Below are 13,718 nucleotides of genomic sequence, written 5' to 3'. Positions count from 1 at the left end.
GCCGACCATAGCAAGGATGCCTCAAGACGCAAGGCGTTCAACCGCGGTTTTCAGGCGCGTTTTCGTCAGGATCCGGCGCGCTGACGGCTATGGCCTCCGGAGTTTTACGGCCCTTGAGGCGGTCGCGGATTCGCTGGACGATGTCGTGCAGATTGATGAAGATCGGCAGCGTGATGGCGGGTTCGACAGCCTCGAGCGACATGCCGACCGAGGTGATATGGTCCTGATCGTCGAGGTCGCGAACGATCAGAATGATCGAGCCAAGACGGACGCGATCGGCATAGTCCGCCTTGCCGCCGAGGCGCTGCTTCATCAGTTCGGCGATGGTCAACCCCCTCTCGGATTCATTCAAAAGGCCCGGGCCGTAGGCAGCATCCAGATCGGCGGCCGGCCGGGCGGGGGAGAGCGCGAAAGCACCGAAAAACTCGGCATCGTCGGCATCCACTGGCGCACGGCTGGCGAAAAGCCGGTCAAGCAGGCGCGAGTAGCTCGGCACGATGAAAAGGTAGACAAGATCGTTCTCGCGTAGCCGCCCGGCATATTGATAGCGCATCGACTTGCCGTCGCGGATGACGAGCGAAGGGGTAGCCCAGCGGGGGATGCGTTCGCCGCGAAGGATCGGGCTGTCCTTAATGACGCGATAGGAGAGCAGTTCGTGGTTTGCCGCACCCGGCAGATCGACCTCCACCTTGTCGACCGCGCCCATGCGCGGGGGGATGATGAGGCCGAGTTTCTTGGCCACCGGCTTGATGGTCCAACCCTGGATCAACAGCGAGACCAGCACGATGATGAAGGCGGTGTTGAAGAATATTTGCCCGTTCTGCAATCCCCCGAGAATCGGCATGATGGCAAGCAGGATCGAGACCGCGCCGCGAAGGCCGACCCAGGCGACGAAGCCGATCTCCTGCTGCGTATAGTCAAAAGGCAGGAGCGAAAGCCAGATGGCGAGCGGACGGGCGACGACGATCAAAAACAACGCCAGCGCAACCGCTGGAAGGATGATTGCCGGAAACTGCGAAGGCGTTGCGAGCAGGCCGAGGACGAGGAACATGATGATCTGCGCGAGCCAGGTCATGCCGTCCTGAAAGCGCTTGATTGATCCTAGCGCCGGAAGCTTGCGGTTTCCCGCATAGATGCCGGCGACGTAAACGGCCAGGAAGCCACTGCCGCCGACGGCGCCCGCGAAAGAAAACACGAGCATCGCAAGGCCGAGCACGAAGATCGGCGTGAGACCGCGATCGGTGTCCAGACGGCCGACGACCTGTGCGATCATCATGCCGCCGAGCAGCCCGAGAATGACGCCAAGGCCCATTTCCTGAATGAACATCGCGAGCATGCCGATATTGATGCCGGCATAGCCTTCACCGCTCGCGAGCAGCTCAACGAGGGCGATGGTGAGGAAGATCGCCATCGGATCGTTGGTGCCGGATTCCACTTCGAGCGTGGAGCGCACCTTGTCGCGAATGTTGATGCCGCCGATACGCAGCAGGAAGAAGACGGCGGCGGCGTCCGTCGAAGCGACGATCGAGCCGAGCAGCAGTCCCTCGAGCCAGCTGAAATTGAGGAGCCACATGGCGGCCACGGCAAAGAGGCCGGCGGTGATCAGCACGCCAATGGAGGCAAGCGTCAGCGAAGGTATGGCCGCGAGCTTGAAGGCGTGGATCGTCGTACCGAAGCCGGAATCAAAGAGAATGACGGCAAGCGCGATCGAGCCGAGGATATAGGCAAGGTAATTGTTGCTGAATTCGATGCCGAGCCCATCCACGCCCGCAAGCAGGCCGATTGCCAGGAAGAGCAGAAGTAGCGGAGCGCCAAAGCGAAAGGCGAGCAGGCTCGAGAAGGCCGCAAGAAGCACAAGCGCCGTCGACACCAGCACGACGATATAGAATGCTTCCACGTCTGTCCCCTTTCATTCCCCGCGCCTCAAGACAGTCCGGGCATCGCAGCTATTCCGCCCTCCATGCTTCATTCCGCCTGCATCAGTAAACGGCAAAATGGGCCGGAAGGGTAGGCCTTGCGGCTTAACCTCGCTTGCCTGCGGCTTCATGCTGCTGAACGGCGCCGGACGGCTGGTCGGTGGGAATGCTACGGGAGAGATTCTCTTTGAAGAATGTAGAGGCAAATCAGGCAAGAGCAGGGCAGGGAAGAAGAGGCCGGCACTTTTGTTTTTTGAATTATCCGTGGATGCTGCTCAATTGCTCAAACAAAAGCGGCCCGGTTTTCCCGAGCCGCCTTCCTAAATCTGCTTTTCGCTAAGCTCAGATAAGCTTTGCAAAGGCAACGGCTGTATCGGCCATGCGGTTGGAGAAGCCCCACTCGTTGTCGTACCAGGTGAGGATACGGACGAAGGTGCCTTCCATGACCTTGGTCTGGTCAATCGCTAAGATCGAGGACTGGCTGTCGTGGTTGAAGTCGCGGGAAACCAGCGGCTCCTCCGTGTAGCCGAGAACGCCCTTCAGCTTGCCGTTGGCGGCAGTCTTGATGGCTTCGTTGATTTCCTGAACGCTGGTTGCCTTCTTGGCAACGAACTTGAAATCGACGACGGAGACGTTCGGGGTCGGGACGCGGATCGACGTGCCGTCGAGCTTACCCTTCAGTTCTGGCAGGACGAGGCCGACGGCCTTGGCTGCACCTGTCGAAGTCGGGATCATCGAGAGTGCTGCAGCGCGGGCGCGGTACAGATCCTTGTGCATCTGGTCGAGCGACGGCTGGTCGTTAGTGTAGGAGTGGATGGTCGTCATGAAGCCGTGGTCGATGCCGACGGCGTCATTCAGCACCTTAACGACCGGAACCAAGCAGTTCGTCGTGCAGGATGCGTTGGAGATGACCATGTGCTCCTTGGTGAGCTGGTCGTGGTTGACGCCGTAGACGACGGTAAGGTCAGCGCCGTCGGCAGGCGCCGAGACGAGGACCCGCTTGGCGCCGGCAGTGAGGTGAGCCGCGGCCTTGTCGCGCGCGGTGAAGATGCCCGTGCACTCCATGGCGATGTCGACGCCGAGTTCCCGGTGCGGCAGGGTCGCCGGATCCTTGATCGCCGTCACCTTGATCGGCTTGCCGTTGCCGACGATGATTGTATCGCCTTCAACCTTCACGGTTGCCGGGAAGCGGCCGTGGATCGAGTCGTAACGCAGCAGGTGGGCATTGGTTTCGACAGGGCCGAGGTCGTTGATGGCGACCACTTCGATGTCTGTGCGGCCGGATTCAACGATAGCACGGAGAACATTGCGGCCGATGCGGCCAAAGCCGTTGATGGCAACCTTTACAGTCATTTGCATTCACTCCCTAGATATGGGGCTTGCGGATGAGTGGAGAGCGCTGGAACGCTCCCCTTTAGAGCTTGGCTTCTGCTGCGGCGACGACGGCTTCCGCCGTGATGCCGAAATGCTTGTAGAGTTCCTTGTACGGGCCGGACGCACCGAAGGTCTTCATGCCGATGAAGGTGCCTTCCGGGCCGATAAAGGCGTCCCAACCTTCGCGGACGGCGGCTTCGACTGCGATCTTGACCGGTGACTTGCCGAGGACCGCATTGCGGTAGGCTTCCGGCTGCTCGAAGAAGAGTTCGGTGCAGGGAACGGAGACGACGCGGGTGGAAATGCCCTTGCCTTCCAGCGTGGCGCGAGCGGCGACGGCGATCTCGACTTCGGAGCCCGATGCAAAGATCGTGACCTTGGCATCGTCGGAGCCGGCGAGCGTGTAGGCGCCTTGGGCCGACAGGTTCTTTTCGCTGTATTCAGCGCGCACAGCCGAGAGGTTCTGGCGGGTGAGCGCCAGGCCTGACGGACGGTTCGGCGTCTTGATGGCGATCTGCCAGCATTCGGCAGTTTCCGTGGCATCGGCCGGGCGGAAGATCATCAGGTTCGGGACGGCGCGCAGTGCGGCGAGCTGTTCGACCGGCTGGTGGGTCGGACCATCTTCGCCGAGGCCGATCGAGTCATGTGTCAGCACGTGTATGACGCGGATGCCCATCAGCGAGGCGAGACGGATTGGCGGGCGGCAATAATCCGAGAAGATCAGGAAGCCGCCGCCGTAGGGGATCAGGCCGCCGTGCAGCGAGATGCCGTTCATGGCGGCCGCCATGCCGTGTTCGCGGATACCATAATGCATGTAGCGGCCGGAGAAGTCTGTCGGGGTGATCGACTTCATCTGGCTGGTCTTGGTGTTGTTTGAAGGCGTCAGGTCGGCAGAGCCGCCTAGCGTTTCCGGCAGGAAGCCGTTGATGACTTCGAGCGCATCTTCCGAAGCCTTGCGGGTCGCGACCGTCGGCTTGGATTCGGCAAGCTTCTTCTTGTATTCGCTGATCGCGGCATCGAAGCCGGGCGGCAGTTCGCCGGCAAAGCGGCGGGTGAACTCGGCCTTCTTGCCGGAAGCGTCGAGGCGACCTTCCCAGGCCCTGATAGTTTCGGCAGAACGGGTGCCCGCCTTGCGCCAGGCGTCCAGAATGTCGGTCGGGACAGTGAAGGCTTCGGCGTCCCAGTTCAGCGCTTCGCGGGTCGCGGCGATTTCGTCGGCGCCGAGCGGGTTGCCGTGCACCTTGTGGGTGCCCTGCTTGTTCGGCGCGCCAAAGCCGATGATCGTCTTGCAGGCAATCATGGTCGGGCGGTCAGATTTCTGCGCGGCTTCGATAGCGGCGGCAATGGCAGACTGGTCATGACCATCGACCTCGATCGTGTTCCAGTGCACGGACTTGAAGCGCGCAACCTGGTCGGTCGAATCCGACAGCGACACTGCGCCATCGATTGTGATCGAATTGTTGTCCCAGAAGACGATGAGCTTGTTGAGCTTCAGGTGGCCGGCAAGCGCGATGGCTTCCTGGCTGACGCCTTCCATGAGGCAGCCGTCGCCTGCGATCACATAGGTATAGTGTTCAAGCAGGTCGGAACCGAATTCCTCGCGCAGTTTGCGTTCGGCGATCGCCATGCCGACCGAATTCGCGATACCTTGGCCGAGCGGGCCGGTCGTCGTTTCGATGCCGGTGGCGTGACCGTATTCCGGATGGCCGGCGGTCTTCGAGCCGAGCTGGCGGAACTGCTTGATGTCCTCGATCGACATGTCCGGATAGCCGGTCAGATAAAGCAGCGAATAGAGCAGCATGGAGCCGTGACCGGCTGACAGCACGAAGCGGTCGCGGTTCGGCCAGTGGGGCTGCTTGGGATCGAAGTTCAGGTATTTCGTAAAGAGAACGGTTGCGACATCCGCCATGCCCATCGGCAGGCCCGGATGGCCCGAATTTGCCTTTTCGACGGCATCCATGGAGAGAAAACGGATCGCATTCGCCATGCGGTCATGTTGTTCGGGAGAGGTCATGGCTTTTCCACGGGGTTCCGGTGTCGGGAGATGGCCTCAAGCCTTGTGTAGGCCATCGATGAAAGCGGGTGAGACATAGCAGTTGGAACGGCCAAGTCAATAAATTGCGGGCCATATCCGGGCGGGGTGCGACGATTTTTGACATTTGATCGGGCGCTTGTACAAAAGACGAATCTTCTATCACGGGTAGGATGTATTTCAGTCATCCACAGAATAGGCCCCATGCCCGGGTACGGCTTTTATTGACGTGCCGTCGGCTAGCTGCATATCCTCTTGAAAACACTGGACCGGCACGGGCTGCCGATTCGAGAGGTCTTGCGCGGGGGAACGGGACAGCGACATGACGCCCACAGGCAAAACCATGGAAGCGGCGCTCAATGATCTGAAACAGGCGATTTCCGGCCTGGAAAACGCCGTGGATATGCGCATCGAACGCCAGCGTGAGCAGGGCGACATCGAGGGCGAGGTTCGCCGTGTGCATGCCGACCGATCCAAGCTGGCGCAGGAACTCGACCAGGCAGAATTCCGTGCCAACCGGCTGGAAGAGGTCAACCGCGAGGTTTCGCGGCGGCTGGTAACAGCAATGGAAACGATCCGGGCGGTTCTGGACCGCTAATGGGAAGACAGTGACATGGCACAGGTGACGGTAACGATCGACGGCAAGGCCTATCGAATGGCCTGCGAGGAGGGACAGGAGGACCACCTGACCGATCTTGCCAACCGCTTCGACCGTTATGTCGGCCATCTCAAGGGCCAATTCGGCGAAATCGGCGATCTAAGGATCACCGTCATGGCCGGGATCATGGTGATGGACGAAATTTCCGAGCTGAGCCGCCGCGTGACCGAGCTGGAGGCCGAACTCGAAACGTTGCGCAGCAATCGCGATACCGTTGCCGCGGCGACCGCGCGGACGGAAGAAAGCCTTGCCGAAGTGCTCGGAGAGGTGACGAGCCGCATTCGCGGCATCACCGACAAGCTCAACGGCCGGGCGCCTGCCGAGCTCAATTAAATTTGCGCAGCATGCTGGCGCAGCCTAATCAACGGCCTTATATATCGTGCTGCGATCTGCGCCTCTCGACAGGAACCACAATCCCTGGGGCCATACTCGATCCAAAGGGAGCTGTCCCTGACCAGGCTCGTGGGCCTGGACACACGGCGCCCACCTACGTTTGTAGGCGCCCAGGATCGTAAACCTCCATCGGTTGCCGCGGATCGCACCTCATTTTTCGATGGCTGGGTTCCGCCCCTCGTCTATTCCGATATCTTTCTGCATATGCGCGTTCAGTGCGGTTGCCGGCTGCAGCTGGGCCGCGGATCTTTGCTGCTGGGCTGGCGCGGCGAGGCTGCTAAACGGAAGCAATGCATTCAGAATTTTTATCGAAAGCCTCATGGTCTATCTCCCATGCGGTCAATTTATGCTTGCTTTACTTCACCGTATAATGAAACTCGATTGCTCTTATCATGAGAGATTTTCATGGCAGATCGTCCGTTGCCGCCGCTTTCGACCTTGCAGGCCTTCTGCGCTATCGCGGAGACAGGAGGCTTTGGACGGGCCGCGGAACGGTTGGGGCTGACACAGACGGCCGTCAGCCATCAGATCGCACAGCTGGAAGGCTGGATGGGCGGCCGGCTCTTCGATCGCGGGCGGCACGGCGCCCGGCTTTCACCTCTTGGTCTTAGGCTTCATCCCGAGATCGCGAGCGCACTTTCTTCGCTCGAGAGCGCTCTGCATCAAGCACGGGAAGCAAGCGCCAGTCCATCGCTGACGATCGCAACGACGCCCGAATTTTCAAGCCAGTGGCTTGCCCCACGTCTCGAGGCCTTCTGCCGACGCTATCCGAAAATTGAAGTCCGCACCGCTGTTGGCTATCAGCGGCCGGATTTTTCAAGTGTCGATTTGGCGATCTGGCTCGGACATGGCGGTCCCGACCTTGTGACGGAGCCGCTGCTGCTCGACGAGGAATTCGTCGTCTCTGCGCCCGCTCTCTCAAGCAGGCTTCCAAGCCGGGGTGCCATTCGCGCCGCGCCGTTGCTGGTCTATCGCGGCATGCGGCACACTGTGCTCGACTGGCAGCGATGGTACGAGCAGGTGACTGTCCGAGATGATCCGAACGTCGAGCCGCTTGCCGGCTTCGACATTGCAAGAGCGGTCGATGAAGCACCGGTCTTCGATTCCTTCGAGGAGATGCTGCGGGCTTGCAGCAGGGGCAAAGGCTTTGCGCTGGTGCGCAGTTCGCTGGTCGCCGAGGATATTGCCGCCGGAAGGCTTGTGCGCTGTTTCGTCGAACGCCAGCCTGCAGCCCTCAACTACGCGATGCTTTATCCCGCCGGAGCTCTGGAAAAGTCGTCAGTGGCGCTCTTCCGCAAATGGCTCATCAGCGAGACAGAGCATTCTTAAGCGGGTACATAACATGAATTCAATTCACAAGTGCTGGGCCGCGCCATCGGATTATCGCCGCGGTGCCGCGCATCCATATTCGGACCCGAACAACAATTTGCCCCAAACTCTTGAGGCTATCATCAATCGGGTCATCTTATGCCACTTGCTCTTTTTGCCTTGACGATCGCGGCCTATGCGATCGGGACTACGGAATTCGTCATCGTCGGCCTGCTGCCGACAGTCGCCAATGATCTCCACATCACTTTGCCGCTGGCGGGCCTCATCGTCAGCATCTATGCGCTTGGTGTGACTTTTGGCGCGCCGATCTTGACGGCGCTCACCGGCCGTATCGCGCGCAAACCGCTGCTGCTCGGCCTCATGGCGCTCTTCATCATTGGCAATGCCATGGCGGCCTTCAGCCCCGGATATGCGCCGCTCCTCGTCGCGCGCGTGCTGTCGGCTTTCGCGCATGGCGTATTCTTCTCCGTCGGCTCGACGATTGCCGCCGATCTCGTGCCGGAAAATCGCCGCGCCTCGGCCATAGCAATGATGTTCATGGGATTGACCGTCGCGATCGTGACGGGCGTGCCGTTCGGCACCTTCATCGGCCAGACATTCGGCTGGCGGGTGACCTTTGCCGCCGTTGCTGGCCTCGGCGTCGTGGCCTTTGCCGGCATTGCGCTCCTGCTTCCCTCCAACCTCACGAAAGGGCCGCCCGCGAGCATCAAGGATCAGGTCCGCGTGCTCGGCAGCGGCCGGTTGCTGATCGTCTTTGCCATGACCGCGCTCGGTTATGGCGGCACGTTCGTCGCCTTCACCTTCCTTGCGTCGATCCTGCAGGAGATCACGGGCTTTTCAGCGTCTGCCGTCAGCCTGATCCTCGTGCTCTACGGCGTCGCGATCGCCGTCGGCAACATCATCGGTGGGCGGATTGCCAATCGTGACCCGGTGAAGGCGCTGACTTGGCTCTTCATCGCGCAGGCGATTGTGCTCGTCCTCTTCAGCTTCACAGCGGTTTCGCCATGGCTGGCGATCCCGACATTAGCGGCTCTCGGCTTCCTCTCCTTTGCAAACGTGCCTGGCCTGCAGCTCTATGTCGTGCAACTGGCGCGGCAGGTCCGTCCGGCCGCCGTCGATGTTGCTTCGGCACTGAATATTGCTGCCTTCAATCTCGGGATTGCGGCAGGCGCCTGGATCGGCGGTTTGGTCGTCGAATCCTCCCTCGGGCTCGGCGCCACACCTTGGGTCGGCGCGATCCTCGTTGCCGCTGGTCTCGTCCTCACCCTTAGGAGCGGCGCGCTCGACCGCCGTTCCGCAACTGCTGTTGATGCCGTGGGCTGCGCTGCGTGATTAATCCGGGGATAGGCGCCCCGGCGCCCGTCTCGTCCTGCAGTTTTCCATCAATGGCGATCTTCGAGATCCCCCTTCAGTTGGTCCAGTATCGACAATGCGTGCCCTGCATAGGCGCTGATCCACCGGTCGTAGATGTGCTTGATCGGCAGGCTGTTGAGGTGGTTCCAGCGTTCGCGGCCTTCCTTCTTCGGGATAATGAGGCCGGCTTCCTCCAGAACTTTTAGATGCTGCATCACTGTGCAGCGGTCCATTTCTGCAAAGACTTCGCAGAGCATGCCAGTCGTGCGAGGGCCGTCCTTCAAAATGTCGAGAATTTCACGGCGCCGATAGTGGGCCAGTGCCTTGAAAACAGGGTCGTTATCCGATTCGCTTGACATGTTATGTTTTTATAACATAATGGTGCCTATCACAATCGAAAAGAGGAGGAAGTGCAATGTCCCTCAGTATTCGCGTCGGCGGACGGATCGGACGTCCGGTCGCAGAAGTTTTCGATGCGGTGGTCAATCCGAAGAAGCTCTCGAGCTATTTCACGACCGTCGGCGGTGCGAGCGCGCCGCTCGTCAAAGGCGCGACCGTGACATGGTGGAAGGATTCTCCGGTCGAGGTGGTCGATCTCGTTCCGGAGCGCCTGATCGTGCTGCGCTGGGATGGCGGCACGGACGAGAACAATGCCCGCTACAAAACGACGGTCGAGATGAAATTCGATCCGCTGGAGGACGGCGGAACGATGGTGACAATTTCCGAGAACGGCTGGCATGAGGACGAGGCCGGCCGGCGCGGCACATATCTCAACTGCGAGGGCTGGGCCAACATGCTCTGCTGCATGAAGGCCTTTGTCGAACACGGCATCAACCTCCGGGAGGGCATGTTCCTCGCCGAAATGCGCGGTGAACCGGCCGAGGCTCCGGACTATGAGGCGCTCAAATGACCGAGCTGCTTTACGGAGGCGTCGATGTCGCCATGAAGGTGCCACCGCATCAGTATCGGCCGGTGCTCAGCTTTTATCGCGACGTCGTAAGGCTGAAGGAAATCGGCAAGGAAGGCGCGCGCGGTTTCGAGCTCGGGCCGATCCGACTCTGGATCGACGAGGCACCGGCCATGAGCCAAGCGGAGCTCTGGCTGGAGCTCTTCACTCCGGATTTCGGTAAGGCGGCCGAGCATTTGGCAAAGGCCGCCGTGCCGCGGTGCGATCCGATCGAGGCGCTTCCCGAAGATTTCCGTGGCGGCTGGATCCTCAATCCGGCAAACATCGTCCATCTCGTCCGCGAGGCCGATGCATGGGAGGCGCCTTCGCCTTAATGTGATAGAGACTTCGCTTGCCTGCTGCACTGTGGGTGCTAGTTTCCGGAATTATTGTATCGATTAGATTCCAGGAGATTTCGAGATGCAGCTTGGCATGGTGGGTTTGGGCCGTATGGGCAATTATATGGTCCAGCGCTTGATGCGCGACGGCCATGAATGCGTCGTCTACGACGCGAAGCCGGAGAGCGTCGCCGATCTCGTTGGAAAAGGTGCGGTCGGCAGCGGCTCGCTTGAGGAGTTCGTCTCGAAGCTTTCCCGACCGCGTGCCATCTGGCTCATGCTACCGGCAGCGATCACCGACAAGGTGATCGCCCAGCTCGTGCCACTGCTGTGTGACGACGACATCATCATCGACGGTGGCAATTCCTACTATCACGACGACATCCGTCGCGGCGCCGAACTGATCACCAAAGGCATCCACTATGTCGACGTCGGCACCAGCGGCGGCGTCTTCGGTCTGGAGCGCGGCTATTGCCTGATGATCGGCGGCGAGAAAGGCATCGTGCAGAACCTCTCACCGATCTTCGCGTCGCTGGCGCCCGGCGCCGGCAGTACGCCGCCTTCGACCAATCGCAAGCCGGAACCCAACAGCACGGCAGAGCTGGGCTATCTGCATTGCGGCCCGCATGGCGCGGGCCACTTCGTCAAGATGGTTCACAATGGCATCGAATACGGCCTCATGGCCGCCTATGCCGAGGGGCTGAACATCCTGAAGCGAGCGAATATCGGGGCGGCTAGCAATGAGGCCGATGCCGAAACCGCGCCGCTCTCCCACCCCGAACATTATCGCTACGATTTCAACCTGCAGGATGTCGCCGAGGTATGGCGGCGCGGCAGCGTCATCACCTCGTGGCTGCTCGACCTGACCTCGGACGCCCTGCACGCCGATCCGGCGCTGACGAAATATGCGGGCCGCGTTTCGGATTCTGGCGAAGGCCGCTGGACGATCATGGCGGCGATCGACGAAAGCGTGCCCACGCCGGTGCTGAGCGCTGCGCTCTATGGCCGGTTCTCTTCGCGCGACAATGACGAGTTTGCTAACAAGGTGCTTTCCGCCATGCGCGCTGGCTTCGGCGGCCATGTGGAAAAGCCTAAGGATTAAAGGATTCTGCAGGATCGATGCGAAGCCCGCGCAGCGCCCGCTGCGCGGGCTTCTCTTTCGTACAGCACGATATATGGTTGAGGCAGCAACAACAGAGGGGCAAGGCGATGGGTCTGAGAATTTGCGCGCACGGGGGCCTACGGTTGCTAATGCCACTGCTTGCCTTCATCGTTATCGCGGGGAGTGCGGGTGCGCAGACGACAGCTCCGGCCGCTCCGGTGCCTGCAGCCCAGCCACCTGCAGAGATCCAGCAGATATTGCAACTGATGCAGACGCCCCAGGTAAAGGAATGGATGGCGGCTCAGACGAACGCCGCACCGCCTGCCGTTTCAGATGACGCCGGACAGATGTCTGTGCTCTCCGACCTCGTCGACCATGCACGCCGCCATGTGGACACGGTGTCCGACGCTGCCATGGATCTGCCTGAGGAGGTGGGCGATGCCTCGGAGATCGTCGAGCGGGAGATCGCGCCGAGCGGCTGGTGGTTGGTGGCGACGAAAGTGCTCGTGCTTTTCCTGGCGGGAGCGGCCGCAGAATTACTGCTGCGTCTCATTGTACCGCGATTGCGAATCCGCCGCGTCGACGGCGAGGTGGTGACCGTTGCTCATCACGCCGCGGCGAACCTCCTCTATCGTATCGTGCCGGCGATCGTCTTTGCCGTGGCGACGCTCGTACCTTTGTTGATGTTCAGCTGGCCACCGGTCACCCGGTCGATGGCGATTGCCATCGCCATCGCCCTCATCGTCGCCCGTTTCACCATCGCATTTGGACGCTTGTTGGTGGCGCTTGTCACACTGCCACGGGCCGACGGCGAACGCGACGTCTCGCGGGCGCAGGCGTTGTTCTGGTTTCGCCGGTGCGCCATCTTCGTGATCTATTTCGCTTTCGGATGGGCTGCGATCCAACTCATGGTGCCGCTCGGCTTTTCGGCCGGAGCCCGCTATTTCATTGCCTATGTCCTCGGCATCGGTCTGTTCCTGATCGCGTCCGAAGCGGTCTGGTCGCGGCCGTCGGAGGAAGGGCAGCGTAGCGCTGGCCTTTCCTGGGGGCTGACGCTCTATTTCGCTTTGCTCTGGGTCCTCTGGGTCACCGGTTTCAACCTCTTGCTCTGGATCGGTATTTACTCGGTATTGCTCCCGCGGGCGCTCGCTGTTGCCACGCTTGCCGTCCGTTCGCTGCACCAGGCGGAGGCAGGGTTCCTGGCGAAACGCCGGATCGCCGCGGCGCTGCTTGATCGAGGCGTCCGCGCGATCATCATCACGGCAGCCGCCGTCTGGTTCGGGCGCATGCTCGGCTTTGCTGCGGACCGGATGGCGATGGGCGAGACGATGCTGGACCGCCTTACTCGGGGAGCAATTGGCGGCATCGTCATTCTGCTTGCGGCCGATCTGCTTTGGCATCTGGCACGCGCTTACATCAACGGCAAGCTGGACGATTCACGTATCGATGGAGCAGTCACCGACGAGGAGAAGGCCAGGCGCGCGCGGCTGCAAACACTACTACCTATCTTTCGCAACATCCTTGCCGTTGTCATCGCCGTCATCGCCGTCTTGATGGTGCTTGCCGGTCTCGGTATTCAGATCGCGCCACTGATCGCCGGTGCCGGCGTTGTCGGTGTTGCCGTGGGTTTCGGAGCGCAGGCGATCGTCAAGGATGTCATCAGCGGCATGTTCTATCTGTGGGACGACGCCTTCCGCGTCGGCGAGTATATCGAGAGCGGCAGCCACAAGGGCGTCGTCGAGTCCTTCAGCCTGCGCTCGGTGAAACTCCGCCATCATCGCGGACCGCTGACGACGGTGCCTTTCGGGGAACTCGGGGCGATCAAGAACCTCAACCGAGACTGGACGATCGACAAGATCAGCCTCAACGTGACCTACGACACCGACCTTGTGAAAGCGAAGAAGGTGATCAAGCAGATCGGTCAGCAATTGCTCGAGAATCCCGAATTCGGGCCGCATATCATCGAGACACTGAAGATGAAGGGCGTGGAGCAGTTCGGCGAATTCGCGATCGAGATCCGGCTGTCTATGATGACCAAGCCGGGCGAGCAATTCGTCATCCGCCGCAACGCCCTGGCGATGATCCGCAATGCCTTCAAGGAGAACGGCATTGAATTCGCGGTGCCTACGGTGCAGGTCTCGGGCGAGGGGCGCGAAACCGAGGCGCGTGCGGCGGCGGCGCGCCAAATAATGCAAAGGCCGGATGCCGCAAGCGAGCCTGCGAGCTGAAAATTCCGAGGCTTGTGCCGGGCAGGCGTCTGCTCTTGCCTTTCGATTG

At 60.8% G+C, this 13,718-nt stretch carries 12 protein-coding genes and 1 other RNA gene; 9 read left to right on the top strand and 4 right to left on the bottom strand.

Annotation, left to right across the window (positions count from 1 at the left end; genetic code table 11):
- Window positions 1-37: 37 nt before the first annotated feature.
- The 3 genes from N2599_RS14475 to tkt form a co-directional block, all read right to left on the bottom strand.
- Window positions 38-1,897 carry a potassium/proton antiporter gene (locus tag N2599_RS14475; protein WP_051336435.1) on the bottom strand — a complete coding sequence of 620 codons (1,860 nt, stop codon included), beginning with the start codon at window positions 1,895-1,897 and terminating at the stop codon, window positions 38-40.
- 361 nt (window positions 1,898-2,258) lie between these two features.
- Window positions 2,259-3,269 carry a type I glyceraldehyde-3-phosphate dehydrogenase gene (gene gap, locus N2599_RS14470; protein WP_027508087.1) on the bottom strand — a complete coding sequence of 337 codons (1,011 nt, stop codon included), beginning with the start codon at window positions 3,267-3,269 and terminating at the stop codon, window positions 2,259-2,261.
- 61 nt (window positions 3,270-3,330) lie between these two features.
- Complete coding sequence (tkt, locus tag N2599_RS14465) at window positions 3,331-5,304, bottom strand: transketolase (RefSeq protein ID WP_027508088.1); 1,974 nt, start codon at window positions 5,302-5,304, stop codon at window positions 3,331-3,333.
- A gap of 340 nt (window positions 5,305-5,644) precedes the next feature.
- Between tkt and N2599_RS14460 the strand changes: the two genes are divergently transcribed.
- The 5 genes from N2599_RS14460 (at window position 5,645) to N2599_RS14440 (ending at window position 9,034) form a co-directional block, all read left to right on the top strand.
- Window positions 5,645-5,920 (top strand): DUF4164 domain-containing protein, encoded by a 276-nt coding sequence (locus tag N2599_RS14460; RefSeq protein ID WP_027508089.1) that lies wholly within the window; start codon window positions 5,645-5,647, stop codon window positions 5,918-5,920.
- A gap of 15 nt (window positions 5,921-5,935) precedes the next feature.
- Complete coding sequence (locus N2599_RS14455; RefSeq protein ID WP_027508090.1) at window positions 5,936-6,313, top strand: cell division protein ZapA; 378 nt, start codon at window positions 5,936-5,938, stop codon at window positions 6,311-6,313.
- Between the two features lie 50 nt (window positions 6,314-6,363).
- A non-coding RNA gene (gene ssrS, locus N2599_RS14450) (6S RNA) lies at window positions 6,364-6,522 on the top strand.
- Window positions 6,523-6,778: 256 nt separating this feature from the next.
- Window positions 6,779-7,702: a LysR substrate-binding domain-containing protein gene (locus N2599_RS14445; protein ID WP_027508091.1), complete on the top strand. Its 924-nt coding sequence runs from the start codon at window positions 6,779-6,781 to the stop codon at window positions 7,700-7,702.
- Between the two features lie 138 nt (window positions 7,703-7,840).
- Window positions 7,841-9,034, top strand: a complete 1,194-nt coding sequence (locus tag N2599_RS14440; RefSeq protein WP_027508092.1) for an MFS transporter — start codon at window positions 7,841-7,843, stop codon at window positions 9,032-9,034.
- 50 nt (window positions 9,035-9,084) lie between these two features.
- Here the strand turns inward: N2599_RS14440 and N2599_RS14435 are convergent, their stop codons facing one another.
- Window positions 9,085-9,414, bottom strand: a complete 330-nt coding sequence (locus N2599_RS14435) for an ArsR/SmtB family transcription factor (protein WP_027508093.1) — start codon at window positions 9,412-9,414, stop codon at window positions 9,085-9,087.
- Between the two features lie 56 nt (window positions 9,415-9,470).
- Between N2599_RS14435 and N2599_RS14430 the strand changes: the two genes are divergently transcribed.
- The 4 genes from N2599_RS14430 (at window position 9,471) to N2599_RS14415 (ending at window position 13,669) form a co-directional block, all read left to right on the top strand.
- Complete coding sequence (locus tag N2599_RS14430; RefSeq protein ID WP_027508094.1) at window positions 9,471-9,965, top strand: SRPBCC domain-containing protein; 495 nt, start codon at window positions 9,471-9,473, stop codon at window positions 9,963-9,965.
- Window positions 9,962-10,336: a hypothetical protein gene (locus tag N2599_RS14425; protein ID WP_027508095.1), complete on the top strand. Its 375-nt coding sequence runs from the start codon at window positions 9,962-9,964 to the stop codon at window positions 10,334-10,336. Before N2599_RS14430 ends, N2599_RS14425 begins: the two co-directional genes overlap by 4 nt.
- 85 nt (window positions 10,337-10,421) lie before the next feature.
- A complete protein-coding gene (gnd, locus tag N2599_RS14420; protein ID WP_027508096.1) occupies window positions 10,422-11,441 on the top strand; it encodes a phosphogluconate dehydrogenase (NAD(+)-dependent, decarboxylating) in 1,020 nt (339 codons plus the stop codon).
- 107 nt (window positions 11,442-11,548) lie between these two features.
- Entirely contained in the window at window positions 11,549-13,669 is a 2,121-nt protein-coding gene (locus N2599_RS14415) for a mechanosensitive ion channel family protein (protein ID WP_051336436.1), read from the top strand.
- Window positions 13,670-13,718: the final 49 nt, after the last annotated feature.

Origin of the sequence: Rhizobium sullae (genome assembly GCF_025200715.1) — a bacterium.
Taxonomy (GTDB): domain Bacteria; phylum Pseudomonadota; class Alphaproteobacteria; order Rhizobiales; family Rhizobiaceae; genus Rhizobium; species Rhizobium sullae.
Note: the sequence above shows the minus strand (reverse complement) of the source record. Positions and strands in the feature narration are given on the sequence as shown.

What these genes read in the sequence shown, in the direction of transcription:
- gap (WP_027508087.1), bottom strand. Translation starts at nt 3,269, where the DNA reads ATGACTGTAAAGGTTGCCATCAACGGCTTTGGCCGCATCGGCCGCAAT.
- tkt (WP_027508088.1), bottom strand. Translation starts at nt 5,304, where the DNA reads ATGACCTCTCCCGAACAACATGACCGCATGGCGAATGCGATCCGTTTT.
- N2599_RS14460 (WP_027508089.1), top strand. Translation starts at nt 5,645, where the DNA reads ATGACGCCCACAGGCAAAACCATGGAAGCGGCGCTCAATGATCTGAAA.
- N2599_RS14455 (WP_027508090.1), top strand. Translation starts at nt 5,936, where the DNA reads ATGGCACAGGTGACGGTAACGATCGACGGCAAGGCCTATCGAATGGCC.
- N2599_RS14445 (WP_027508091.1), top strand. Translation starts at nt 6,779, where the DNA reads ATGGCAGATCGTCCGTTGCCGCCGCTTTCGACCTTGCAGGCCTTCTGC.
- N2599_RS14440 (WP_027508092.1), top strand. Translation starts at nt 7,841, where the DNA reads ATGCCACTTGCTCTTTTTGCCTTGACGATCGCGGCCTATGCGATCGGG.
- N2599_RS14435 (WP_027508093.1), bottom strand. Translation starts at nt 9,414, where the DNA reads ATGTCAAGCGAATCGGATAACGACCCTGTTTTCAAGGCACTGGCCCAC.
- N2599_RS14430 (WP_027508094.1), top strand. Translation starts at nt 9,471, where the DNA reads ATGTCCCTCAGTATTCGCGTCGGCGGACGGATCGGACGTCCGGTCGCA.
- N2599_RS14425 (WP_027508095.1), top strand. Translation starts at nt 9,962, where the DNA reads ATGACCGAGCTGCTTTACGGAGGCGTCGATGTCGCCATGAAGGTGCCA.
- gnd (WP_027508096.1), top strand. Translation starts at nt 10,422, where the DNA reads ATGCAGCTTGGCATGGTGGGTTTGGGCCGTATGGGCAATTATATGGTC.
- N2599_RS14415 (WP_051336436.1), top strand. Translation starts at nt 11,549, where the DNA reads ATGGGTCTGAGAATTTGCGCGCACGGGGGCCTACGGTTGCTAATGCCA.